At 69.6% G+C, this 22,336-nt stretch carries 24 protein-coding genes; 8 read left to right on the top strand and 16 right to left on the bottom strand.

The genetic code is table 11. The features are described from left to right. Nucleotide 1 precedes the first annotated feature (1 nt). From C8D81_RS21475 to C8D81_RS04200, 3 genes are read right to left on the bottom strand one after another with little or no spacing between them, the layout of a single operon-like run. The gene (locus tag C8D81_RS21475; RefSeq protein ID WP_229237913.1) at nt 2–841 is read right to left on the bottom strand and encodes an acetyl-CoA carboxylase carboxyltransferase subunit beta; all 840 of its coding nucleotides are present in this window, start codon (nt 839–841) and stop codon (nt 2–4) included. Beyond that, the gene (locus tag C8D81_RS04195; protein WP_324614814.1) at nt 838–2,016 is read right to left on the bottom strand and encodes a CaiB/BaiF CoA transferase family protein; all 1,179 of its coding nucleotides are present in this window, start codon (nt 2,014–2,016) and stop codon (nt 838–840) included. The genes C8D81_RS21475 and C8D81_RS04195 overlap by 4 nt, the downstream gene beginning before the upstream one ends. Next, a complete protein-coding gene (locus C8D81_RS04200; protein ID WP_133625607.1) occupies nt 2,013–3,389 on the bottom strand; it encodes an SLC13 family permease in 1,377 nt (458 codons plus the stop codon). Before C8D81_RS04200 ends, C8D81_RS04195 begins: the two co-directional genes overlap by 4 nt. Before the next feature lie 106 nt (nt 3,390–3,495). On the opposite strand from C8D81_RS04200, the gene C8D81_RS04205 reads away from it, so the two are divergent. Then, complete coding sequence (locus C8D81_RS04205; RefSeq protein ID WP_133625608.1) at nt 3,496–4,194, top strand: FadR/GntR family transcriptional regulator; 699 nt, start codon at nt 3,496–3,498, stop codon at nt 4,192–4,194. A 9-nt stretch (nt 4,195–4,203) separates the two neighbouring features. Here C8D81_RS04205 and C8D81_RS04210 read toward each other — a convergent pair whose 3' ends face one another. Continuing rightward, on the bottom strand, nt 4,204–5,064 hold the full coding sequence (locus C8D81_RS04210; RefSeq protein ID WP_133625609.1) for a hypothetical protein: 861 nt from the start codon (nt 5,062–5,064) through the stop codon (nt 4,204–4,206). Between the two features lie 121 nt (nt 5,065–5,185). Between C8D81_RS04210 and C8D81_RS04215 the strand changes: the two genes are divergently transcribed. Beyond that, entirely contained in the window at nt 5,186–5,518 is a 333-nt protein-coding gene (locus C8D81_RS04215; RefSeq protein WP_133625610.1) for an RNA polymerase-binding protein RbpA, read from the top strand. Between the two features lie 9 nt (nt 5,519–5,527). Here C8D81_RS04215 and C8D81_RS04220 read toward each other — a convergent pair whose 3' ends face one another. Genes C8D81_RS04220 through C8D81_RS04240 form a run of 5 tightly spaced genes read right to left on the bottom strand, consistent with a single transcriptional unit; the run spans nt 5,528 to nt 10,741 of the window. Further along, the gene (locus C8D81_RS04220) at nt 5,528–6,139 is read right to left on the bottom strand and encodes an FxsA family protein (RefSeq protein ID WP_094429623.1); all 612 of its coding nucleotides are present in this window, start codon (nt 6,137–6,139) and stop codon (nt 5,528–5,530) included. Further along, the gene (locus tag C8D81_RS04225) at nt 6,139–6,966 is read right to left on the bottom strand and encodes a polyprenol monophosphomannose synthase (RefSeq protein ID WP_094429624.1); all 828 of its coding nucleotides are present in this window, start codon (nt 6,964–6,966) and stop codon (nt 6,139–6,141) included. The genes C8D81_RS04220 and C8D81_RS04225 overlap by 1 nt, the downstream gene beginning before the upstream one ends. A gap of 56 nt (nt 6,967–7,022) precedes the next feature. Continuing rightward, nucleotides 7,023–8,684 (bottom strand): apolipoprotein N-acyltransferase, encoded by a 1,662-nt coding sequence (gene lnt, locus C8D81_RS04230; RefSeq protein WP_094429625.1) that lies wholly within the window; start codon nt 8,682–8,684, stop codon nt 7,023–7,025. Beyond that, a complete protein-coding gene (locus C8D81_RS04235; protein ID WP_094429626.1) occupies nt 8,681–10,270 on the bottom strand; it encodes an amidohydrolase in 1,590 nt (529 codons plus the stop codon). Before C8D81_RS04235 ends, lnt begins: the two co-directional genes overlap by 4 nt. Before the next feature lie 12 nt (nt 10,271–10,282). Further along, nucleotides 10,283–10,741, bottom strand: coding sequence for an Lrp/AsnC family transcriptional regulator (locus C8D81_RS04240; protein ID WP_094358540.1), 459 nt, complete (start codon nt 10,739–10,741; stop codon nt 10,283–10,285). Nucleotides 10,742–10,792: 51 nt separating this feature from the next. Between C8D81_RS04240 and C8D81_RS04245 the strand changes: the two genes are divergently transcribed. Together C8D81_RS04245 and C8D81_RS04250 are read left to right on the top strand one after the other, a co-directional pair. Next, on the top strand, nt 10,793–11,773 hold the full coding sequence (locus C8D81_RS04245) for a 5'-3' exonuclease (protein ID WP_229237914.1): 981 nt from the start codon (nt 10,793–10,795) through the stop codon (nt 11,771–11,773). A gap of 471 nt (nt 11,774–12,244) precedes the next feature. Continuing rightward, complete coding sequence (locus C8D81_RS04250) at nt 12,245–12,685, top strand: HNH endonuclease (RefSeq protein WP_094358542.1); 441 nt, start codon at nt 12,245–12,247, stop codon at nt 12,683–12,685. Nucleotides 12,686–12,819: 134 nt separating this feature from the next. Here the strand turns inward: C8D81_RS04250 and metW are convergent, their stop codons facing one another. The 4 genes from metW to thpR form a co-directional block, all read right to left on the bottom strand. After that, on the bottom strand, nt 12,820–13,419 hold the full coding sequence (gene metW, locus C8D81_RS04255; RefSeq protein ID WP_094358544.1) for a methionine biosynthesis protein MetW: 600 nt from the start codon (nt 13,417–13,419) through the stop codon (nt 12,820–12,822). Further along, complete coding sequence (gene metX, locus C8D81_RS04260) at nt 13,416–14,564, bottom strand: homoserine O-acetyltransferase MetX (RefSeq protein ID WP_094401290.1); 1,149 nt, start codon at nt 14,562–14,564, stop codon at nt 13,416–13,418. Before metX ends, metW begins: the two co-directional genes overlap by 4 nt. Next, a complete protein-coding gene (locus C8D81_RS04265; RefSeq protein WP_094401288.1) occupies nt 14,551–15,879 on the bottom strand; it encodes an O-acetylhomoserine aminocarboxypropyltransferase/cysteine synthase family protein in 1,329 nt (442 codons plus the stop codon). The genes metX and C8D81_RS04265 overlap by 14 nt, the downstream gene beginning before the upstream one ends. 65 nt (nt 15,880–15,944) lie before the next feature. Next, nucleotides 15,945–16,535: an RNA 2',3'-cyclic phosphodiesterase gene (thpR, locus tag C8D81_RS04270; protein WP_094401286.1), complete on the bottom strand. Its 591-nt coding sequence runs from the start codon at nt 16,533–16,535 to the stop codon at nt 15,945–15,947. A gap of 33 nt (nt 16,536–16,568) precedes the next feature. On the opposite strand from thpR, the gene C8D81_RS04275 reads away from it, so the two are divergent. Beyond that, nucleotides 16,569–17,639, top strand: coding sequence for an ATP-dependent DNA ligase (locus C8D81_RS04275; protein WP_094401284.1), 1,071 nt, complete (start codon nt 16,569–16,571; stop codon nt 17,637–17,639). A gap of 122 nt (nt 17,640–17,761) precedes the next feature. Here the strand turns inward: C8D81_RS04275 and C8D81_RS04280 are convergent, their stop codons facing one another. Next, a complete protein-coding gene (locus tag C8D81_RS04280; RefSeq protein ID WP_094401282.1) occupies nt 17,762–18,529 on the bottom strand; it encodes an IclR family transcriptional regulator in 768 nt (255 codons plus the stop codon). 124 nt (nt 18,530–18,653) lie between these two features. Between C8D81_RS04280 and C8D81_RS04285 the strand changes: the two genes are divergently transcribed. Genes C8D81_RS04285 through C8D81_RS04295 form a run of 3 tightly spaced genes read left to right on the top strand, consistent with a single transcriptional unit; the run spans nt 18,654 to nt 21,485 of the window. Next, complete coding sequence (locus C8D81_RS04285; RefSeq protein WP_133625611.1) at nt 18,654–19,991, top strand: MFS transporter; 1,338 nt, start codon at nt 18,654–18,656, stop codon at nt 19,989–19,991. Beyond that, on the top strand, nt 19,988–20,935 hold the full coding sequence (locus C8D81_RS04290; protein ID WP_094401278.1) for an NAD(P)-dependent oxidoreductase: 948 nt from the start codon (nt 19,988–19,990) through the stop codon (nt 20,933–20,935). Before C8D81_RS04285 ends, C8D81_RS04290 begins: the two co-directional genes overlap by 4 nt. A gap of 10 nt (nt 20,936–20,945) precedes the next feature. Continuing rightward, on the top strand, nt 20,946–21,485 hold the full coding sequence (locus C8D81_RS04295) for a type 1 glutamine amidotransferase domain-containing protein (protein ID WP_094358560.1): 540 nt from the start codon (nt 20,946–20,948) through the stop codon (nt 21,483–21,485). An 18-nt stretch (nt 21,486–21,503) separates the two neighbouring features. On the opposite strand, the gene C8D81_RS04300 is transcribed toward C8D81_RS04295, so the two are convergent. After that, complete coding sequence (locus C8D81_RS04300) at nt 21,504–22,043, bottom strand: GtrA family protein (RefSeq protein ID WP_166646667.1); 540 nt, start codon at nt 22,041–22,043, stop codon at nt 21,504–21,506. 41 nt (nt 22,044–22,084) lie between these two features. Then, complete coding sequence (locus C8D81_RS04305; RefSeq protein WP_094358564.1) at nt 22,085–22,270, bottom strand: DUF6767 domain-containing protein; 186 nt, start codon at nt 22,268–22,270, stop codon at nt 22,085–22,087. Between the last annotated feature and the right edge of the window lie 66 nt (nt 22,271–22,336).

Here is a 22,336-nt window from a genome sequence, read left to right on the forward strand (position 1 = left end):
CCTAGCCGGTACCGCGCAATTGCAGCGTGTCGGACGCACCATGGGCCAGCAGGTCCCGGACGCCGATCCGATCAGGACGCCGGGTCTGCTCGACCGTCTGCCAGGCGGTACGCCGACCGGCGGCGGGCCGCGGTGCCGTTCGCCGCATCCCGGCGCCATCGCCGGGTGGGTCGACCAGCACCCGGAGGGCTCGCTCCACCAGCGCCGGCAGCTCCTCGGCCGCGGCGACCCCGTCGATCACCCCGACAGCGGCCAGATTCTCGGCGGTCTGGACGCCGGGGCGGAACGGGCGGCCGTGCAGTCCCTGATAGACCTTCGGTCCGAGGAAGGCGACCAGCGCACCCGGTTCGGCCACGGTGAGGTGCCCGAGCGAGCCCCAGGAGGCGTACACCCCGCCGGTCGTGGGGTGGCGCAGGTGCACCAGGTAGGGTAGGCCGACCGCCTTGTGATCCATCAGCGCGCGGCTGATCCCCACCATCTGCAGGAAAGCCGGCGTACCCTCCTGCATCCGGGTGCCACCGGAGGCGGTTGAGGCGAGGATCGGGAGCCCCGCGGCAGTCGCCCGGTGGACCGCGCTGGTGATCCGGTCGGCCGCGGCCCGGCCGATGGAGCCGCCGAGGAAGCCGAACTCGCTGACGATCACGGCGACGGCCCGGCCCCGGATCCGGCCACGGCCGGTGAGCACCGACTCGTCGGTGCCGGCCCGCGTCGCCGCCGCCTCGAGTTCGGCGCGATAACCGGGCTCGTGACCACTCAGCTCTATCGGCCGGTCCCACGACTCCAGGCTGCCTGCATCGAGGACCAGGTCCAGCAGTTCACGCGCACTCCAGCGGTGGGTCACGACGCTGCCCTCCCGAGCCAGTCGCGAATCGACCTGGCGTGCTGATCGAGCGTCGGCGGCGCCCGGTGGCCGGTCGGGGTCACCTCGGCGCCGTCGGCGTCGAAGAACCGCAGCGGCGGGCCGGGCAGCCGGACCGTGCCCAGACTCGGATGATCCACCTCGACGACGAGCCCCTGGCTGGCGACCTGATCCCAGGCGTACACCTCATCCAGGCTGCGCACCTTGCCCGCGGGTACGCCGATCTCGGCGAGCCGGTCGGCGAGCGGCTCGGCGTCCCAGTCGGCGAAGGCCGATTCGACCGTCTTGATCGTCAGCTCGCGCCCGAGCACGCGTTCGGAGTTGCTGGCCAGCCCCGGAGTCGACGGGTCGATCCCGAAGGCCGCGCAGAACCGCCGCCACAACCCCTCGCTGCCCAGCGCGATCTGGACCGCCCCATCCCGGCACCGGAACAGCCCGTAGGGCGCGATCGAGGGATGCTGATTGCCCTGCGCGCGGCCGACCTCGCCGGCCACCGTCCAGCGCGTGCCCTGGAACGCGTGTACGCCGATGACCGAGGCGAGCAGCGAGGTGCGGACCACCGTCCCCCGACCGGTCCGCTCCCGTTCGTGCAGGGCGGCGAGCACGCCGTAGGCGCCGTTCATCCCGGACAACAGATCGGCGATCGGTACACCGACCCGTTGCGGGTCCACCGGCCCGGAACCGGTCAGTGACATCAGCCCGGCCTCACCCTGCGCGATCTGGTCGTAACCGGCACGTCCGCCCTCGGGGCCGTCGTGGCCGAAACCGGTGATCGAGAGCACCACCAGCCGCGGATTGCGCCGCTGGAGGGTGTCGATGCCGAGACCGAGTCGATCCAGCACCCCGGTGCGGAAGTTCTCCACCAGCACATCGGCCCGATCGATCAGGTCGCGCAGCAGGTCGCAGTCACCGGCGTCCTTCAGGTCCAGGACGATCGACTGCTTGTTGCGGTTGGCGGAGAGGAAATAGGTGGACTCGCGCCGTCCGGGGTCGCCGACGAAGGGCGGCCCCCAGCCGCGGGTGTCGTCCCCCCGGCCGGGTGCCTCGACCTTGATCACCCGGGCGCCGAGGTCGCCGAGCATCTGGGTGGCGTGCGGGCCGGCCAGGGCCCGGGACAGGTCGATCACCAGCAGGTCCTGCAGCGGCCCGGTCATCATGCGATCACCCCCGGCAGGACGAGTGCGGCCCAGACCAGCAGCGGTCCGAGAAGAGTGATGACGGTCGCATAGGTGAGGATCTGGCGGTAGAACGTTCGTTCGTCGACGGTGTCCGGCCGGTTGGCGAGGATGAGTGCCCCGTTGGTGGAGAACGGGCTGACGTCGACGATCGTCGAACTGATCGCCAGGGCGGCGACGAACAGCCCCGGGGAGAGCCCACCCTGCACCACGAGCGGGATCGCGATCGGGATGATCACCGGCAGCAGCGCGGTCGAGGATGCGAATGCCGAGACGATCCCGCCGACGTAGCAGAGGATCAGTGCCCCGATCGCGACCGCGCCCAGACCGGCGGCCCAGTTGCCGATGAACTCCGGCGAGCCGGCGGTGGTCAGCACCGTGGCATAGGTGCTCACGCCAGCGACCAGCAGCACCGTCGGCCAGGCGATCTGCTTGACCGTGTCCTTGTAGGAACCCGGGTTCAGGATGGACAGCAGCACGGCCGCGGTGATCGCGGTGAACCCGATGTTCTTGTCGAAGCCCAGCGCGACCACCGCCACCGCGGCGAACGCGAGCAGGGTCAGCACGTGCTCGCGGGTGGTGCCGGGGTGATCCTCGTCCGCGGGTACGCCGACGGTCGGGCCGGCGCCGGTGCCGGAGTGCCGATCGGCCCGCCCGCTGCGATCTCGGACGGCCGAGGCGGTGCCGCTCGCGGCGGCGGCGGCGCCGCCGCCGGTCAGCACCAGCTCGCCGGTGCGGTCGATCCGGAGGGTGACCAGCCGGCGTCCGCCGAGCAGGACGAACAGCACCACCGCCAGCGCGGCGTTGATGGCCAGGCTGGCGAAGAAGATCAGCAGAGGAGCATCGGCGAATCCGGCGCGCCGCATCACCGAGTTGGTCACGGTGCCGAAGATGGAGATCGGTGAGAATCCGCCGGCCTGGGCGCCGTGCACCACGAACATGCCCATCATCAGCGGGTTGATCCGATAGCGGGCCGCGAAGCCCAACGCGATCGGGCCGACGATCGCGCAGGCGGCGGGGCTGGCCGCCCCGATCGCGGTCATCAGCGCCGTCACCCCGAACATCACCCACGGGATCAGCGCCACCCGGCCGCCGACCGAGGCGACCGCTCTGCGCACGATCAGGTCGACCGTGCCGTTCTGTCTGGCGATCGCGAACAGATAGGTGACCCCGATCAGGGTCAGCACCAGGTCGGCGCTGATCCCGTTGAGGATCTCCTTCTCGGACAGGTTCATCGAGAACATGCCCACCAGCCAGGCGGCCGCGTACGCGAGCGCACCCATATTGATCGGCAGCACCGTGCCGATCACGAACAATGCGATCAGCGCGATGATCGCCACCCATTCCGGACCCATGCATCGACCTCCCTGTCGGCTGCGCGAACCTGATCGACGAGTTCGACCCATTGGCTCAGTGGCCCAGCCAATAGGACAATGGCCCAGGATTCAATAGGCTGGGCCCGTGGCCGACTCATTTCCCGCGCCCGTCTCCCGCGCGCGGCTCTACGAACAGGTGTCCGAGCAGATCTCCGGCTGGATCACCGAACACGGCCTCCAGCCCGGTGACCGACTGCCGCCCGAACGGGAGCTCGCCCAGCGCCTGGGGGTCAGCCGGACGACGCTGAGCCAGGCCCTGGTCGCCCTGGAGGTCGTCGGAGCGGTGGCGGTCCGGCACGGTGACGGGACGGTGATCACCGGGCACCCGCACGGTGATCGGATCGCCGAGGCGATCCGGGATCATGCCGACCGGTTGCCGGAGATCATCGAGACCCGCGACGCGCTGGAGACCAAGATCGCCGCGCTGGCCGCCGAACGGCGCACCGAGGCCGATCTGGCACGGATCGAACAGGCGCTGCAGGAGATGGCCGCCGACATCGACGCCGGCGGCCGCGGGGTCGATGGCGACGAACGCTTCCATGGCGCGGTCACCGCCGCGGCACACTCACTGCTGCTTGCCCGGCTGATGGCTGAGATCGGTGACCTGATCCGGGAGACCCGGTTGCAGTCGCTCGGTCAACCCGGCCGCCCCCAGGCCTCGCTCGCGGGCCACCGGGCGATCCTGGACGCGATCCGCGCCGGCGATCCGCAGGCCGCGGCGCGCGCGATGCACACCCACGTGCAACTCGTCAGCGACGTGGCCCTGCTGCGCGACGGCTCCTGAGCCCAACACTCAGGCGAGCGGGAGTCCCGATTCGGCGCGGGTGACCCGGTCGTGGGTGGTCAGCAGCAACCATTCGGCCTCGGTCGCCGGGCCGGGCCCGCGACGCTCCTCCAGCCGGCAGGTGGCGTACGCCGCAGCGGCCCGGTCGTAGCGGGCGATCCAGTCGCGGTAGCGCCGCTCCCGTTTCGGGTCGCCCGGTGGCCAGCGCACCAGCGCACCCAGCTTCTTCTCGGCGCGCCACGGCTTCGGGGTGAGCCGCGCCCGGTAGGTCTGATGACTGGCGCAGAGCCGGGCGTACACCTCATCGCTGCCCAGCTCGGCCAGCACCGCGGCCGCCACCGGTCCGGCCGGTTCGGCGCCGCTGCCGGTGACCAGCAGCCGGAAACCGGCCGCCGTGCGATACAGGTGTATGCCCCAGTCGGGTCGCCGGGCGACCAGGGCAGCGACCCGGGCCCGGATCGGTTCCTCCGCCGCGGCCACCGCGGCCGGATCAGGACCGCGGCCGAACAGCCCGCGCCAGAAGGTCCAGCCCGTATCCAGCGGCAGATCCAGATCGGCGATCAGCAGCGCATCGGTGTTCAGCACCTCCGCTCCGTAACGGATCCGGGTGACCACGCCGACCAGGGTGCCGTCGCCGGTGGTCAGATCGCCGAGCACCTCCTCGCGCAGCGGGATCCGCGGATAGTACTCGTCCCAACGCCGGCCGAGCCGCCAGGTCTCGGCGAGCCGGGCCACCCGCTCGCCCGCGACCCGGGTCGCATCGGCCAACGAATCGGTCGACCAGCCCCACATCCGGACCAGTTGATCGCGGGCGTCGGGGCCGCGGACGGTGTCCTCGCGGACGGCCCAGAATCGTGGCAACGGTCGCATGGCCGACACCGTAGCGAAGCGGCCCCCACCACCCGGAGAAGTCGTTGTGACCCGCGCTACATTGGGGGAACAGAACGCGTCCCGCAGGCGTTGCACGGGGGCAGACACACTGGAGGTTGCCATGGCAGATCGTTCACTGCGCGGGTCCGGTCTCGGCGCCAAGAGCTTCGAGGACGAGACCAGCATCGAATTCGCCCCCCGGACCGAGATCGGTTTCGATTGTCCACAGGGGCACCACTTCACCCGCACCTTCGCCGAGGAGGCGGAGTTGCCGACCAGCTGGGAATGCCCCCGCTGCGGTCAGGAGAGCGTCCGTTCCGACGGCGTACCGATGACCGTGAAGGAGGAGAAGCCGGGCCGCACCCATTGGGACATGCTGCGCGAGCGGCGGTCCATCCCGGAGCTGGAGGACCTGCTCGCCGAGCGGCTCGACCTGCTCCGCGGCAAGGACTGACCGACCGCGTCAGCGGCGGCGGTGATCGGGGTCGGGATCGTCGTCGATGACCTCACCCTCGATCACCACGCCCTCATCCCCGTAACCCGATGCCCGGCCTCCGGACGGATCCTGCCAGGATCCGTTGCGCGGTCGGGCATCGTCGTCCTCGGGGTACGCCCCCGGTCCCGACCGGAGGAACGGACCCGCCGCGCCCATCCCGGAGAGCGGGTTGGGCGGCTGGTAGTTCCGCAGTTTCGCCCCGACCACCTTACCGAGCAGCCAGCGGGCCGCCGGCCGGGTGAACGGGATGAGGAAGATCAGCCCGACGGCGTCGGTGATGAAGCCCGGGAAGAACAGCATCAGGCCGCCGGACAGCACCAGGGCGGCGTCGGCCAGTTCCCCCTGCGGCATCTGCCCGGAGGCGAGGGCCTTGTTCAACGCCCGCCAGGCCCGCACCCCTTCGCGCTTGGTGAGCCAGGCGCCGGCCACCGAGGACAGCACCATCAGCAGCAGCGTCGGGATCAGCCCGAGCAGCCCGCCGAGCTGCAGGATGACCCACAGTTCGGTCATCGTGACGACCAGGAACAGCACCGCCAGCAGCGGTACCAGCCAGGGTCGGCGACGCGGCGCGGCAGCCATCACGCCCGCTTGCCGGCCTCGGGCTGATCCATCCCCGCCTTGCCGCTGGTCTGGCCGCGGCCGAGCAGCCGGCGGACCTGCCGGCCGCGGTGCTGCAGGCCCATCACGGTGGTCTGCTTCAGCGCCTCGACGAAGACATCCTTGCCCAGCTTGGAGTTGCCGCGTTCCCGTTCCTTGAAGTCGATCGGCACCTCGACGACCTGGTAACCGTTGCGGTAGGCGTGCCAGGTGAGGTCGCGCTGGATGCCGAAGCCCTTGGCGTCGATGTCACCGATGATCGCGCGGAGCAGCTCGGCGCGCATCGCGTTCAACCCGCCGGTGACGTCCTTGACCGGGATGCCGAGCATCAGCCGGGTGTAGAGGCTGCCGCCGCGGGAGAGGAACTCGCGCTGCTTGGGCCAGTTGATCACCGAGCCACCCTTCACCCAGCGCGAGCCCTTGACCATGTCGGCGCCCTGGGCGAGCCGATCGAGCAACCGGTCCAGCTGCTCGGGCTGGTGCGATCCGTCGGCGTCGAACTCGACGAGCACGTCGTAACCCTGCTCCAGGCCCCAGCGGAAGCTGGCCAGATAGGCCGCGGACAGCCCCTCCTTGCCCTTGCGGTGCAGCACGTGCACATGGTCGTCGGCGGCGGCCAGCTCGTCGGCGATCTGCCCGGTGCCGTCCGGAGAGTTGTCGTCGGCGACCAGCAGATGGACCTGGGGCACCGACTTCCGCAGCCGCTCGGTGATCGGGCGGATGTTCTCCGCCTCGTTGTAGGTCGGGATGATCACCAGTACGCGCCCGAGCCCGGGGTAGGTGTCGGCGGCGGTGGGGTCCTGGGTCATGCGTCTCTCTCCGGGTCGATGGGTGCCGCGGGTGCGGCCGTCCGCCCCATTTTGTCCTATTCCGCCAAGGGTAGGTCGCTGCCGCGACCGCGTGCCGCGTTTCCGGCGGTCTCGGTCGCCGGTTCGGTGGTCCGATCCGGGCCCGCGGGCGTCCGCCGCCGGGTGACCAGGCGTACGCCGATCCCCGCCAGCAGCGCGCCGATCGCGCCGAGGTTGATCAGCAGGTCGACCGACCCGCCCCACCGCATCGCCGGGGTGAGTGCCTCGCGGCGGGGAATGGTGTAGCTGTTGGAGGCCGAGGTCAGTTCCTCGGTCTGCTCGATCACCCGGCCGTCCCGGTCGATCAGCCCGGACACCGAGTTGGTGGTCGCGACCACGATCTCGCGGCGCGCCTCCATCGCCCGGACCCGGGTGATCGCGAACTGCTGATAGATCTGCGGGGTACGCCGGTAGGTGGCGTTGTTGGACTGCACCACCAGCACCTCCGAACCGTTGATCGCCTCGCGCACCGTGCGGTCGTAGGCGAGCTCGAAGCAGATCACGTCGCCGACCCGAATGGTGCTGCCGTCGTTCAACCGGCCCTGGATGACACCGGGGTCGGTGCCGGGAATGGACTGGGCGCCGACGAGCTGCAGCAGCGGAATCAGCGGCAGCAGCTCGTTGCGGAACGGGATGTATTCACCGAACGGCACCAGGTTGCGCTTGTTGTAGCGCGCGGTGATCGTCTGGTCGGGGTTCCACCACAGCGCACTGGTCTGCCGCTCGTCTGGACCGGGCCCCTCCATCACCGCGCCGACCAGGATCGGTACGCCGGCGATCTGGCTGGCGGCGGAGACGACCTGCCGGGTCTGGAAGTCGGTGGTCGGATCGATGTCGGTCGAATTCTCCGGCCAGAGCACGAAATCCGGCATCGCTACCGTGCCGGTGCGGGCCCGGGCCATCAGGTTCACCGTCTCGGAGAAGTGGTTGTTGGTGACCGAGCGGGCCCGGCCCATGCCGCCGATCCCGACCCCGTCGACATTGCCCTGCACCATGCCGATGGTGACGCTGCCGGTGCCCGCGGCCGGTTCCACCTGGTAGCTCTTCCCGGCCATCCCGAGGCCGCCGAGCACCGCCAGCACCGCGACGAAGGTGACCAGTCGGCGCACCCGGCGGGCCCGCAGCAGCCACCAGGCGAGCAGGGTGCCGACCAGCGCGGCCAGCACCGACACCCCCGAGACGCCGAGGAATGGCAGCAACCCGGCGAGCGGGGAGTCGACCTGGGCGTACACCAGCCGGATCCAGCCGAAGCCGCCGAACGGGACCCGGCCGTAGATCCACTCGCACAGTCCCCAGCACAACGCCATCCAGACCGGCCAGCCGGGCAGCCGCCGGACCAGCACCAGGGCCATCCCGAGCAGCCCGAAGAACAGCGCCTCGAAGGCGATCAGCGCGGCCGCGATCGCCGGCCCGGCGCCGGGTACCAGCACCCGCAGCCAGTTCAGGCTGACCGCACCGAGCCCGAGCCCGAACAGATAGCCGGCGCCGAAGCCACGCTTGCGGTAGCCGGTGCGGCGGTCCAGGAGCAGCACCAGCGCGGCGACGCCGAGGGTCTGCAGCGGCCACCAGGCGGTGGGCTGGAAGGACAGGCCGGTGACCGCACCGGCGGCCAGCAGCGCCACCGCCCGGAGGCCACGCGGCCAGCGCTTCGGATCCCCGTGTTCGGCCCGGCTACTCATCGGCTCACCTCCGCGAACAGGCCCCGCTCGTCGAAAACCGGTACCCCGTCCACCAGGGTCGCCAGACAGGTCGGCAGCGGGGCGTACGCCGACAGTTCGGGCCAGCCGTCGACCAGCGGTTCGGGCAGTACCCACAGCGCCAGGTCGGCGGCCTGCCCGACCTCGAGCAGGCCACGGTCGGCCTGCCGGACGGCCCGGTGCCCACCGACGGTGGTCGCCGCGAACGCCTCCGCGACCGGCAACCGCTCCCCCGCCACCCAGTGCTGACCGGCGGCCGAGACGACCTCCCAGCCGGAGAACGGGGTGACCGGGGTGTCGGAGCCGAAGGCCAGCGGGACCCCGGCCCGGTGCAGCGAGGCGAACCGGTTCATCGGCTCCCGGTCGACGCCCAGGCGCTGTTCGTAGAGCCCGCCGGGGCCACCCCACCAGGCCTCGAACATCGGCTGCATGCTGGCCACCGCGCCGTTGCGCGCCATCAGCGCGATCGCCCGGTCACTGGTCATCTCGGCGTGCTCCAGCCGCGGCCGCATCGCGCGGATCCGGTCGACGCCGAGCTGGTCGGCGGCCGCCGCGACGGCGTGGGCGGCGGTGGTCACCCCGGTGTCACCGATGCAGTGGAAGCCGGCCTGCAGCCCGGCCGCGGTGCAGTCGACGATGTGCCGGGTCGCGGTTTCGGTGTCCAGATAGAGGAATCCGCTGGAGCCGTGATCGTGGTAGCCGCCGGTGACGCAGGCGGTCCGGGATCCGATCGCGCCGTCCAGGTTGAGGTCGCCGCCGAGGCCGACCAGGCCCTCGGCCCGCGCCCAGTCGAGCAGCTCGGGGGTGGCGAGTTCGCCCCACCAGGCGGGCAGGCGTACGCCCAACCCGGCGGCCACCTGCCGGGTCAGCTCGAGCTCGGCCAGGGTGTTGATGTGCGGGGCGGACATCTCCTGCACCGAACCGATGCCGTTGCGGGCGGCCTGGCCGAGCGCCAGGGCGACCTGTTCGCGGCGCTGGTCGTCGGTGAACATGCCGGCGATCGACTGCGAGGCGAGTGCGAACGCGTCCCGGTTGATCCAGCCGCCGGGGTCGAATCCGTCGGCGTCCGCCAGCCCCGGTACCCGGTCGACCAGCGCGCTGGAGACCAGCGCGGAGTGCATCTCGACCCGGGTCAGGAAGACCGGTGCGCCGGCGGCGGCCCGATCCAGTTCGGCCATCGTCGGCGGCCGGCCTTCGGGCCAATGGGTGTGGTCCCAGCCCTGGCCGTGCACCAGCGCACCGGGCCGGGCGGCGACGGTCTGGGCCAGCGCACCGAGCAGTTCGGCGGCCGATTCCTTGCGGCCAATCTGCAGTCCGGCCAGGCCGCGGCCGGTGAGCAGCACGTGCGCGTGGGCATCGACGAAGGCCGGGGCGAGCAGCAGCCGCTCCCCCGCCTGGTCGCCGAGGTGGCGCACCGGCAGGCCGAGGGAGCCGGCCCGTTCGCTCGGGCCGAGCCAGGCGATCCGGCCACCGATGACCGCGAGTGCGTCGGCGCCGGGGCGCTGCAGCAGCGGTACGCCGGTGAGCACGAAACCGGCGCCGGTCGAGGCGACGCTCTCAACGGTCACGCGGGCTCCCGGTCATGGCTGGCTCTGGTCGACGGCGATGTGCTGTCGGTCGCTGAAGGGTACCGACAGCACCAGCGTGGTGTGCGTCGCGGCGCGGGCGGTGGTCCGGATCCGGGTCAGCAAGCGCTCCAGATCGGTCGGGCTGTCGCACTGCACGACCAGCAGATGGCTGGCATCACCCGCGACGGTGTAGCAGGAGACGATCTCGGGGATCTCGGTGAGCCGCTGCGGGATGTCGTCGGCCTGGCTGGCGTCGTTGGGGCGGACCGCGACGATCGCGGTGATCAGCTGGCCGAGGGCGGCCGGGTCGATCCGGGCGGTGTACCCGGTGATCACGCCCCGCTGTTCGAGGCGGCGTACCCGCTGCTGGGCGGCGGAGGTGGAGAGGCCGGTCTCGCGGCCGATATCGGTGTAGGACATCCGGCCGTCGGCGGCGAGCAGCGCCAGGATTCTGCGGTCGGTGTCCTCCATGGCGTCAATCCTGCCAGCCGAGGGGGAACGGTTTCTGACACGATGGCGGGCATGGTCGAGACCGCGCCCGCCAAGCTGATGCTGCTGGACACCGCAAGCCTCTATTTCCGTGCCTTCTACGGGTTGCCGGACAGCATCCGCACCCCCGACGGGCAGCCGGTGAACGCGGTCCGTGGGTTGCTGGACTTCATCGCCCGGCTGGTCACCGACCACTCCCCGACCCAGCTCGCCGCCGGCTGGGACAACGACTGGCGGCCGCAGTGGCGGGTGGATCTGCTGCCCTCCTACAAGACCCATCGGGTCGCCCCGGAGGTGTCGGCGGAGCAGGGCTCGGTGGTGGGGGCCGGTGGGGTCGGCGCCGAGACCGGGGTCGCCGAGGAGTCCCCCGACGGGCTCTCCCACCAGGTGCCGTGGATCGAGGAGACGCTGACCGCGTTGGGCATCGCGATCGTCGGCGCGGACGGTTACGAGGCCGACGACGTGATCGGTTCGCTGGCCACCCAGAGCCAGGTGCCCTGCGATGTGGTCACCGGTGACCGGGACCTGTTCCAGCTGGTCGACGATGCCGCCGGGGTGCGGATCCTCTACACCGCACGCGGGATGTCGAACCTGCAGGTCGTCGACGGCGCCTGGGTGAAGGCCAAGTACGACATCGACGCCCGCCACTACGCCGATTTCGCGGCGCTGCGCGGCGACACCTCCGATGGGATCCCCGGGGTGAAGGGCATCGGCGAGAAGACCGCCGCCGGGCTGGTGAACCGGTTCGGCGATCTGGATCAGCTGATCGAGGCGGCGCTCGACCCGGAGAGCGGGATGACCGGGACCCAGCGCAAACGCTTCGACGAGGCCGCCGACTATCTGGCGGTGGCCGGTGAGGTGGTCCGGGTACGCCGGGATCTCGACCTGGGCGTACAGCCCGGTGATCTGGAGCTGCCGTCGGCCCCCGCCGACCCGGACGCCTTCGCCGAACTCACGACCCGGTTGGGGCTGGGCTCCAGCGCCGAACGCGTCCTGAAGGCCCTCGCCAGGTAGCACTACACGCTCATCGAGTAGGTCGCCATGCGCAGCGAAGCGGAGCAATGGCGACCGTGTCGAGATGACCCAGCCACCATCGGAATCTGGGAGCGGATGGGCTGGGCCCACGCTGGCCGATCGGCTCGAGGTCTGGATCGATCCCGAAATGTTGCTGACAGTTTTCCGACCCGCAACTATCCTGTTTCCGGGTCAGTACCCGCTTGCGGGGAAACTGGTCCGCGACCGACAAGAACTTCCGGGAAGGAGGAGCACCGAATGATCAGCCTGTGTCCGATGGCCTACGCCGAAGAGCACGATCGGGGTGTGCTCGCTCGCCCCTGCCTGCGCCGCCGCACCATCGACGGGTGTCCGGGTTGATCCCTGAGGTCCATGCCTCGGGGTCAGCATGTGTCCACCGTCCTGCCTGCGCGCAGGGCGGTTTTTGTTTGTCCACAGCTGAATCGATGTGACCGGAGAGGAGGAGAACCAATGAGCGGAGTACTGGTGTTGAACGCGGACAACACCGCGTTGCACACCGTGTCGGTGAAGCACGCGATCGGCATGCTGGTGCGTGAAGTGGCCATCGTCGAGGAGGCGCGTGAGGGTCACGAGATCGGCCCCTACCCCTGGCCGTTGGTGCTCCGCCTGATCCGGTACGTCAAGACCACCTTCCTCTACACCCGCCCGCCGGGATGGACGAAGCGTGGTGTGCTGAAGCGTGACCGGCACGTCTGCGCCTACTGCGGTGGCTACGCCAACACCGTGGACCACCTGGTGCCGCAGTCGCGCGGTGGCCCGAACTCGTGGTTGAACACGGTTGCCGCGTGCAGCCCGTGCAACCTGAACAAGGCCAACCGCACGCCGAAGGAAGCGGGGTTGGAGCTGCGGTACAAGCCGCACGTCCCGACCCGCGTCCAACTGGTCCGCTGACCCCGGGCGTTCATCGAGTAGCAGCGTCCCGGCTTCGCCTGCGAAGCCGGGGCGCGCTGCGTGTCGAGATGAACTGCGCCGCAGGGTTCCTCTCGACACGGGCGCTGCGCGCCCTACTCGAGGAACGTGGAACGTCAGGCGCGGGTGAGCACGTACACGGCCGAACCCGCGAGCAGGTTCGCACCCCGTTGCCAGCGCAACGGTCGACCGTCGTCGGTGAGCGCGATCCGTTGCTCCACGGCGAATCCGGAGGCGGCGAAGAACTCCTCCAGGTCGGTCAGGGTGGTGTAGCGGACGTTCGGGCTGTCGTACCAGGTGTAGGGCAGGTCCCGTGAGATCGGCATCCGGCCGCGGACCACCGACACCCGGTTCCGCCACCAGCCGAAGTTGGGCACCGAGACGATGCAGCGGTGTCCGATCCGCGCCATCTCCGGCAGCACCCGGCCCGGGTGGCGGACCGCCTGGATCGTTCGGGACAGCACCACGGTGTCGTAGGAGTCGTCGGCGAAGTGGTCGAGTTCGGCATCGATGTCGAGTTCGATGACCGGTACGCCGCGGCGGATCGCCTGCAGCACCTGTTCGTCGTCGCTGTCCACCCCGGTCCCGGTGCAGGCCTTCTCGGTCATCAGATGCCGCAGCAACCGACCCTCGCCACAGCCGAGATCGAGCACCCGGGACCCGGGCGGGATCAGCTCGGCGACCAGCGCCAGATCGGCGCGCAACTGATCGCTCATCGCTGCTCCCCGGTCGGCCCGGCCAGCGAGAGGAATGCCCGCAGCGTGTCGTGGTAGGCGGGGATCGGCAGCAGGAACGAGTCGTGCCCCCACGGCGAGGTGATCTCCCGGAAGGTGGTCGGGCACCCGGCCCGCTCCAGGGTGCTCGCGATCCGCCGCGAATGGCTGGTGTCGAACCGCCAGTCCGAATCGAAGGACAGCACGCAGAACCGGGTCCCGGCGGCCGCGACCTTCGTCAGCGACTCCCCCTGGGCGAACGCGTCGAAATAGTCCATCACCCGGGTCAGATAGAGATAGCTGAGCGCGTCGAAGCGGTTCAGGAAGGTCTCGCCCTGGTGGTTGAGATAGCTCTCCACCTCGAAGTCCACGCCGAAACCGTGCCGGGGGGTGGTCGAGTCCTGGAATCGGCGACCGAACTTCTCCGCCATCGCCTCCTCGGACAGATAGGTGATGTGCGCCATCATCCGGGCGATCGACAGCCCCACCTCGGGCAGCGTGCCCTCATCGAGATAGTGACCGGCGCGGAATCCGGGATCGCGCATGATCGCCTCGCGGGCCACCGCGGAGAAGGCGATGTTCTGTGCGCTGAGCCGGCTGGAGGCAGCGATGATCACCGCATTCTCCACCTGCTCAGGAAAAGCGAGCGCCCACTGGAGCACCTGCATCCCGCCGAGCGAGCCGCCGACGGCGGCCGCCAGTCGGGACACCCCGAGGTGGTCGAGCAGCGCCCGGTGCACGGTGACGAAGTCGATCATCTGCAGCAGCGGGAAATCCAGACCGTAGGCCCGGCCGGTCTCCGGGTTGGTCGATGCCGGCCCGGTGCTGCCGCTGCAACCGCCGAGCAGATTCGGCGCAATCACGAAGAACCGGTCGGTGTCCACCGGCCGGCCGGGGCCGATCAGGTTGTCCCACCAGCCCGGTTTCTTCGCCCCGTCGTGGAATCCGGCGGCGTGGGCATCACCGGTGAGCGCATGGCAGATGAACACCGCGTTGCTGGCGTCGTCGTTCAACGTGCCATAGGTCTCGTAGGCGATCTCCACCTCGCCGAGTGTTGCCCCGCTGGCGAGCACCAACGGGTGGGAGGCGTCGAACAGGCGTACCCGGTGGGTGCCGACCTGCCCGACGCCGCAATCAGTTGGTGCCACCGGTTGCCTTCTCCAGCGCCTGGTCCAGATCACCGATCAGATCGTCCACGTGCTCGATCCCGATCGAGAGCCGCACCATGTCCGCCGGTACGCCGGCCGCTTCCAGCTCCTCCTCGGTGAGCTGGGAGTGGGTGGTGGAGGCGTTGTGGATCGCCAGCGACTTCGCATCACCGATGTTCGCCAGATGCGAGAACAGCTGCAGTCCTTCCACGAAACGGGATCCGGCCGCCCGGCCATCCTTCAACCCGAAGGAGATCAACCCCGAATATCCGTGGCCGGTGAACATCCGGTCCGCGACCTCCTTGTAGGCGTTGTCCGGCAGGCCCGGGTAGTTGACCCAGGCGACCGCCGGATGCTGCTGCAGGTGCTGTGCGATCGCCAGCGCGTTCTCGCTGTGCCGCTCCATCCGCACATGCAGGGATTCCAACCCCTGCAGGAAGAGCCACGAGTGCATCGGGGCCAGGGTGGCACCGGTGTTGCGGAGCAGCACGGTCCGGGCCCGGATGATGTACGCCGCCTCGCCGACCGCCTCGGTCCAGACCACACCGTGATAGGCACCGTCCGGGCCGGTCAGCCCGGGGAACCGGTCGGCGTTCGCGGCCCAGTCGAAGCGACCGGAGTCGACGATCACGCCACCCATCGAGGTGCCGTGGCCGCCGATGTACTTGGTGGCGGAGTGCACGGCGACATCGACACCGTGGTCGAACACCCGGCACAGGTGCGGGGTGGCCGAGGTGTTGTCGACGATGAACGGCAGGCCCTGGGCGTGCGCCGCCTCGGACCAGGCGTCCAGGTCGAGCACGTTGACCTTCGGGTTGCCGAGCGTCTCGCCGAACACCAGCCGGGTCTTGTCATCCACCTGTGCGGCCAGGTCCTCGGGGCGATCCGGGTCGACGAAACGGACCTCGATCCCATACTGCGGCAGGGTGTGCGCGAAGAGCGCGAAGGTGCCGCCGTAGAGGGTGGCAACCGCGACGATGTTGTCACCGGCGTAGCAGAGGTTGAGCACCGAATAGGTGACCGCGGCCGCCCCGGAAGCGGTCGCGAGCGCGCCGACGCCGCCCTCGAGTGCGGTGATCCGCTCCTCGAACACCGAGGTCGTCGGGTTCATGATCCGGGTGTAGATGTTGCCCGGCGTCTTCAGTGCGAACAGGTCGGCGGCGTGCTCGGTGTCGTCGAAGACGTAGGAGGTGGTCTGGTAGATCGGCACCGCACGCGCATTGGTGGCGCTGTCCGGTTCCTCCTGCCCGGCATGCACCATCAGCGTCTCGGGACGGTAGTCGGGGGTGGGCTGATCGGCGGGCTGCTCGGACATCTGTTCCTCTCCTTCGCTCGGGCGCGTCACACGCTAGCCAGCACCCCCACCGGTCCCGTTCCATCTCAGGTGGTGAACCCGCTCAGTTCCTGGCTGCCGAGTGGTAGGCGTTGCAGGATCTCGTAGCGGGATCGCCCACCCGGTCCCTGTCGGCGGTGGCTCTGCACCACCACCAGTTCGTCGGCGGTCAGCTCGAAGGAGCCGAAGGAGTCGATCACTCGCAGCCACTTGGTGGCCTCGAACCGGCGCCGTGCTCGCGCCATCGTCAGGTGCGGGGTGAACCGGGAGCCGTCCGGTTCGGCACCCACGGTGCTGGCGGCGGCCCGCCCGGTCCGGCTCAGTGCGGCGAGTTCGTCGGCCCCCTCCGCGACCTGCAGATAGAGCACCCGCACCGAGGTCGGGTCCGGGAAGCAGCCGGCGCCACCGAGGCGTACCCGGAACGGGGTGGTCCGGGCGGCGATCTCACCGAGCCGCTCCAGCAGCGGTTCGATGCTGCGTTCGGGGCAGTCGTCGATGAACAGCGTGGTCAGGTGCCACTGCTCGGGCAGCACCCAGTTCAGCCGGTGGTCGACCTCGCGGCGCGGGCCGACATATTCCTCCAATCGTTCGATCAGCTGCGGCGGCGGAAAGATCGCCGCGAAGATTCGGGTTGTCATGGTTCGATGGTCCCAGTTGAGCAAAGGAGAGTCATGCCCGTTTCCGGTCCGGTCCAGCCCCCGGTCAAGCCGATGCTGGCCAAATCGGTGCCGAGCATCCCCGCGGGACGCTGGTATGAGCCGAAGTGGGACGGTTTCCGCTCGATCGTGTTCGTCGGTGATGACGAGGTGGTGTTGGGCAGCCGGAACGAGAAGCCGCTGACCCGCTACTTCCCGGAGCTGGTCCAGACCTTCACCGAGCAGCTCGGCACCTCCTGTGTGCTGGACGGTGAGATCGTGGTCGCCGACCCGGAGCAGAACCGGTTGGAGTTCGAGGTGCTGCAGCAGCGCATCCATCCCGCGGTCAGCCGGATCACCAAGCTGGCTTCGGAAACCCCGGCGAGCTTCGTCGCCTTCGATCTGCTCGCGCTGGGTGATCGGGATCTGATGGGTGAGCCGTTCCGGGTACGCCGGGAGCTGCTCGTCGAGCTGTTCACCGATCTGCAACCACCGCTGCATCTCACCCCGCTGACCACCGATGAGCAGACCGCCGAGCGCTGGTTCGAACTCTTCGAGGGGGCCGGGCTGGACGGGGTGATCGCCAAGGATCCCGAGCAGGCGTACCAGCCGGACAAGCGGGTGATGAACAAGATCAAGCATGTCCGCACCGCCGACTGCGTGGTCGCGGGATATCGCACCCACAAGAACGATCCGGAGGCGATCGGTTCGCTGCTGCTCGGCCTCTATGACGATGCCGGCAACCTCGCCTCGCTCGGGGTGATCGGCGCATTCCCGGCAGCGCGGCGCAAGGAGTTGTACGCCGAGCTGCAGCCATTGGTCTGTGGTTTCGAGGAGCATCCGTGGGCCTGGGCCGAGCAGCTGGCCGGGAACCGGACCCCGCGGGCCGGTGAGGGGTCGCGGTGGAACAACGGCAAGGATCTGTCGTTCACCCCGCTGCGCCCGGAGCTGGTCGTCGAGGCGAAATATGACTATCTGGAAGGGAATCGCTTCCGGCACACCGCCCAGTTCGTCCGCTGGCGCCCCGACCGCGATCCACGCTCGTGCACCTTCGACCAGCTCGAGCAGCCGGTGCGGTTCGACCTGGCCGAGGTGCTCGGTTCCTGAACCCGAACGGTTGCCGGATCCCGGCCGATCGATCCTGATCTGCATACCGCACGTAGGCAGAACCGAATCGTTGTAGCGGGACCCCTGGCAGGCCAACGAAGGGCGATCCGCGGGCCCGGTGTTCAGCCGGCGCTGGGCACACTCAACCCGGCGGGCAGCAACGGTTCCAGCACCGCCAGGAGTCGCCGGTGCACCGTCGGCATCGCCTCGGCGGTGAGCCGTTCCGCGGGCGCCGTCAGCGAGACCGCCGCGATCGGCGTACGCCCACGCAGCAAGGGAATCGCGAGGCAGGCGACCCCCGGCTCGTTCTCCCGGATCTCGGTGGCGTACCCGGTCCGCCGGGCATCGCAGATCACCCGCCAGATGTGCTCCTCATCCGGGCTGAGCCACCCGGGCAGCACGGCCAGGTAACCGGTCAGCATCGAGCGGTCCACATCGGAGAAACCGAGCATCGCCCGGCCCATCGCCGACACCGCGGCGGGCACCACCCGGCCGACCGCGGACCAGACGCGCATCGCCCCGGCCGGTTCGACCTTGTCCAGATAGACCACCTCGGCGCCCTGCAGTGCCCCCAGGTGCACGATCTCCCCCAGCTCCTCGGCCACCACGGTCAGCGGATCGTGCAGCAACCCGGCCAGATTCTCGGTCGCCAGGAACCGCTCACCCAGGCGAACCGCGGCCGGGCCGAGCCGATAGAGCCCGTCGACCTGGGCGACGAACCCGTGCGTCTTCAACGTGCTCAGCGCCCGGTAGGCGGTGGACTTGTTGATCTCGGCCCGCTCGGCGAGGGCGGCCAGCGAGGCACCGTCGGGTCCGACCGCGGACAGCTCGACCAGCAGCAGCATGGCGCGCGAGATCGCCTCGATCGGTGCGGGAGCGGCGGTGCTCATGGGACCTCCTCGATGTGGACGGGATTGCGCTCAGCCGGGACGCCATGCACAATCATTCCGCTAGGAGAAGCTAGCATTTTGCTCTGCAAAATGCAAGACCAACGATGTTCTGCCAGGAGCGACCATGAGCCAACCCACCGCAGCACCGACGACCGAACCTCGGGTCGATGAGAAGAACGTTCGCCGCGCCGCCTTCGCCGGCCTGATCGGCACGATGCTGGAGCAGTACGACTTCGTCATCTACGGCACCGCCTCGGCGCTGATCTTCAACAAACTCTTCTTCCCCGACGTCTCCCCCGCCGTCGGCGTGATGGCCGCGATGAGCGCCTATGCCGTCGGCTTCCTCGCCCGCCCGCTCGGCGGCCTGTTCTTCGCCCGGTTCGGCGACCGACTGGGCCGCAAATGGGTGATGATCTCCACCCTGTTCCTGATGGGCATCGCCACCTTCGCGATCGGCCTCATCCCGAGTTACTACACCATCGGCGTCCTTGCCCCGGTGCTGCTGGTGATCTGCCGGATCCTGCAGGGCTTCGGCGCCGGTGCCGAGCAGGCCGGCGGTGTCACCCTGCTGGCCGAGACCGCACCGACCAGGCGCAGGGGTTTCTATGCCTCATTGGTTCTCGTCGGCGCGGCACTGGGTTCGGTGCTCGGTGCGCTGGCCTGGGTGTGGGCGCAGTCGTTGCCGACCGACGACCTGCAGTCCTGGGGCTGGCGGGCGGTCTTCTTCACCAGCGCCATCGTCACCATCGCGGCCTACATCCTGCGCCGCAAGCTGAACGAGTCGCCCGTCTTCGCCGAGACCCAGGAGGCCCGGATCGGCCAGCAGGACACCCCGATCGGCGATGTGCTGCGCAACGGCCGGCCCAGCCTGTGGCGGGTCTTCCTGGTCAACATGGGTTCCAACGGCCAGAGCTACATCTATCAGGTGTTCATGGGCTCCTACCTGGTCACCTGGCTCGGCGTACAGACCAGGTTCATCCCGCAACTGCTGCTCTACGGCGCCCTCGGTGCCTGCCTGGCAGCCTTCGGTGCCGGCTGGTTGACCGACCGGATCGGGCGCCGGCCGGTGATCGTCGGGGTGCTGATCTTCCTGTTCTGCTTCCCGATCCCGGCCTTCCTGCTGCTCGGTACCAAGAACACCCTGGCCATCGGGTTCGTCGTCGTGATCGGCTTCATGGTCGCCGGGTACGCCACGGTGGGCTGCCAGGGTGCCTGGTACGCCGAGATGTTCGGTTCGCGCTACCGCTACGCCGGGATCTCGCTGGCCCGTGAATTCTCCTCGGTCTTCGGTGGCGGCATGGCGCCGCTGGTCAGCTCGGCACTGATCACCTGGGCCGCGGGTTCCTGGTGGCCGGTCGCGGCGTACATGATGGTGATGATCGGCCTGTCGTTGTTCGGGGCGATCAAGTCGCCCGAGACCCGCGGGCGTGACCTGCGACTGACCGAGGATGCCGTCCGATGAAGGTATTGCTGCCCGACACCCTGACCCTCGACCCCGAGCTGCCCGCCGGCTGGGAGGCGGTCGGCTACTCCCGGACCGAGCCGATCCCCGACGAGCATCGCGACGCCGAGGCGCTCGTCACCTGGGGAGTGTCGGCCGACCTGCTCGCCGAGCACGCCCGCACACTGCCCCGCTTGCGGCTCGCCCAGTCCCTGGCGGCCGGCCCGGATTCCCTGCTGCGGGCGGGATTCGCCGACGAGGTGGTGCTCACCGGTGGGGCCGGTCTGCACTCGGCCACGGTCAGCGAACACGCGCTCGCACTGCTTCTGGATCTGGTCTGCCGGCTGCCGCAGGCCGCCGCGGCCCAGCGGGAGCATCGCTGGGCCGCCGAGCTCGGTGGGGTGCGTGCACTGCATCCCGAGGGGCCGATCGCCACCCTGCTGCAGGCCAAGGTGCTGATCTGGGGCTTCGGCCAGATCGCCCAGCACCTCACCCCGCTGCTGCAGGCGCTCGGCGCCGAGGTCCGCGGAGTGGCCCGTTCGGCCGGCACCCGCGCCGGGGTCGATGTGGTCGCCGACAGCGAGGTCGAATCGGCGCTGGAATGGGCGGAAGTGCTGATCATGATCCTGCCCGACACCCCGGAGAGCCGGCACGCGCTGAACGCCGATCGGCTCGCCCGCCTCTCCCCCGACGCGTTCCTGATCAACGTCGGCCGCGGCAGCACCGTCGACGAGGCGGCGCTGGCAGAGGCACTGGTCACGGGCCGACTGGCCGGCGCCGCCATCGACGTCACCGAGACCGAACCGCTGCCCGCCGACTCGCCGCTGTGGGAGGTGCCGAAACTGGTGATCACCCCGCACGCAGCGGGTGGCCGCCCGGTCGGTGCGGACGAGCTGATCGCGGCGAACCTGCGGGCACTGAGCGACGGGTCGGCGTACCGGAATCAGATCGAACGGAGCGGGTAAAACTCCCCGCATGCCGACAAACAAGCGAGTTGCATTTCTGGTTGCCCCCGAAGGAATCGAAGAGCAGGAGCTGGTCGACCCGCGCAAGGCCGTGGACGATGCCGGATACCAGAGCGATCTGGTGAGCACCGAGTCCGGCAAGGTGCAGGCGTTCCAGCACCTCGACAAGTCCCAGGAGTACCCGGTGGACCGCACCGTGGCCGAGGTGAGCGTCGACGACTACGACGCACTGGTGCTGCCGGGCGGGGTCGCCAACCCGGACGCGTTGCGGATGGATGAGCAGGCGGTGGGTTTCGTCCGTGATTTCGTACGCTCCGGCAAGCCGGTCGCGGCGATCTGTCACGCCGCCTGGACGCTGGTGGAGGCCGATTCGGTCCGTGGCCGCCGGTTGGCGTCCTGGCCGAGTCTGCAGACCGACATCCGCAATGCCGGTGGCGAGTGGGTGGATGAGGAAGTGGTGGTTGATGAGAACCTCATCTCCAGCCGCAATCCCGATGACATCCCGGCGTTCAACAAGGCACTGCTGGACGCGCTCGACGCCGAGCGCTGACCCGCGCGCCCGGCGGCGTCAGGCGACCCTGGTCGACTGGCGCCGTCGGCGGCCGCGCAGGCTCGACCAGGCGTTCCGGAACCGCTCCGAGGCGTGCTCGGGGAACACCCACAGGTTCATCAACAGATAGATGTAGACGCCCTCGATGCAGGCCGCGACCACCCGCGCGACCTGGTACTGGACGCCCAGATGGTCAAGCAGGGTTGAGAATCCGAGGATCCAGATCACGTAGTTGCTGACCACCACGACCAGCTGCTTGCTCGACTGGCTGGCGACGTGACCATGGCTGCGGAAGTTCAGCCACTTGTTCAGGATGAAGTTCAGGATGCTCGCGCCGAGATAACCCAGAGTGACCGCGAGCGGATAGCTCATGTGCAGCCAGCTCTTGAAGATGCTGAGCAGCACCAGGTCGAAGGCGAAGGTCGTCAGTCCGAGGATGCAGAATCCGAGGCCGGTCGCCGGGATCCAGCGCAGCCCGCGCGGCAGCGACCGGTGCATGCGCGCGGTGAGCCGCGCGAAGGTGTTGGCGGCCGTGGTGCGCCGGGGGCCCGGGGACATGCCTGCCATCATCGCAGGTCGAGCCAACTCGCGCAGGCCGGTCAGTGCGGTTGCCGCCGCCGCTCCTGGGCGGCCTCCCGCCGCAGCCGCGCCCACTCCTCGGCCAGATCCGGATCCTCGCGGACCAGCAGGACCAGGCCGCAGTCCTGCGGGCCGGACGCGCCGGGGAAGCAGAGACTGCACGGATCCGTCGGCCGGATCGGGCATCGCGGTTCGGGATGCTTCATGCCCACATTCTACTACGACGAGTCGTAGCTCAATCCGTGGCGCGCTGCCGATCCCCGGCACCACCT

It is taken from the genome of Enemella evansiae (assembly GCF_004362375.1).
Lineage (GTDB): Bacteria > Actinomycetota > Actinomycetes > Propionibacteriales > Propionibacteriaceae > Enemella > Enemella evansiae.

What these genes read in the sequence shown, in the direction of transcription:
- C8D81_RS04305 (WP_094358564.1), bottom strand. Translation starts at nt 22,270, where the DNA reads ATGAAGCATCCCGAACCGCGATGCCCGATCCGGCCGACGGATCCGTGC.
- C8D81_RS04300 (WP_166646667.1), bottom strand. Translation starts at nt 22,043, where the DNA reads ATGTCCCCGGGCCCCCGGCGCACCACGGCCGCCAACACCTTCGCGCGG.
- C8D81_RS04280 (WP_094401282.1), bottom strand. Translation starts at nt 18,529, where the DNA reads ATGAGCACCGCCGCTCCCGCACCGATCGAGGCGATCTCGCGCGCCATG.
- C8D81_RS04240 (WP_094358540.1), bottom strand. Translation starts at nt 10,741, where the DNA reads ATGGAGGACACCGACCGCAGAATCCTGGCGCTGCTCGCCGCCGACGGC.
- C8D81_RS04285 (WP_133625611.1), top strand. Translation starts at nt 18,654, where the DNA reads ATGAGCCAACCCACCGCAGCACCGACGACCGAACCTCGGGTCGATGAG.
- C8D81_RS04290 (WP_094401278.1), top strand. Translation starts at nt 19,988, where the DNA reads ATGAAGGTATTGCTGCCCGACACCCTGACCCTCGACCCCGAGCTGCCC.
- C8D81_RS04245 (WP_229237914.1), top strand. Translation starts at nt 10,793, where the DNA reads ATGGTCGAGACCGCGCCCGCCAAGCTGATGCTGCTGGACACCGCAAGC.
- C8D81_RS04265 (WP_094401288.1), bottom strand. Translation starts at nt 15,879, where the DNA reads ATGTCCGAGCAGCCCGCCGATCAGCCCACCCCCGACTACCGTCCCGAG.
- C8D81_RS04275 (WP_094401284.1), top strand. Translation starts at nt 16,569, where the DNA reads ATGCCCGTTTCCGGTCCGGTCCAGCCCCCGGTCAAGCCGATGCTGGCC.
- C8D81_RS04215 (WP_133625610.1), top strand. Translation starts at nt 5,186, where the DNA reads ATGGCAGATCGTTCACTGCGCGGGTCCGGTCTCGGCGCCAAGAGCTTC.
- C8D81_RS04210 (WP_133625609.1), bottom strand. Translation starts at nt 5,064, where the DNA reads ATGCGACCGTTGCCACGATTCTGGGCCGTCCGCGAGGACACCGTCCGC.
- thpR (WP_094401286.1), bottom strand. Translation starts at nt 16,535, where the DNA reads ATGACAACCCGAATCTTCGCGGCGATCTTTCCGCCGCCGCAGCTGATC.
- C8D81_RS04250 (WP_094358542.1), top strand. Translation starts at nt 12,245, where the DNA reads ATGAGCGGAGTACTGGTGTTGAACGCGGACAACACCGCGTTGCACACC.
- C8D81_RS04295 (WP_094358560.1), top strand. Translation starts at nt 20,946, where the DNA reads ATGCCGACAAACAAGCGAGTTGCATTTCTGGTTGCCCCCGAAGGAATC.
- lnt (WP_094429625.1), bottom strand. Translation starts at nt 8,684, where the DNA reads ATGAGTAGCCGGGCCGAACACGGGGATCCGAAGCGCTGGCCGCGTGGC.
- C8D81_RS04220 (WP_094429623.1), bottom strand. Translation starts at nt 6,139, where the DNA reads ATGGCTGCCGCGCCGCGTCGCCGACCCTGGCTGGTACCGCTGCTGGCG.
- metW (WP_094358544.1), bottom strand. Translation starts at nt 13,419, where the DNA reads ATGAGCGATCAGTTGCGCGCCGATCTGGCGCTGGTCGCCGAGCTGATC.
- C8D81_RS04195 (WP_324614814.1), bottom strand. Translation starts at nt 2,016, where the DNA reads ATGATGACCGGGCCGCTGCAGGACCTGCTGGTGATCGACCTGTCCCGG.
- C8D81_RS04200 (WP_133625607.1), bottom strand. Translation starts at nt 3,389, where the DNA reads ATGGGTCCGGAATGGGTGGCGATCATCGCGCTGATCGCATTGTTCGTG.
- C8D81_RS04225 (WP_094429624.1), bottom strand. Translation starts at nt 6,966, where the DNA reads ATGACCCAGGACCCCACCGCCGCCGACACCTACCCCGGGCTCGGGCGC.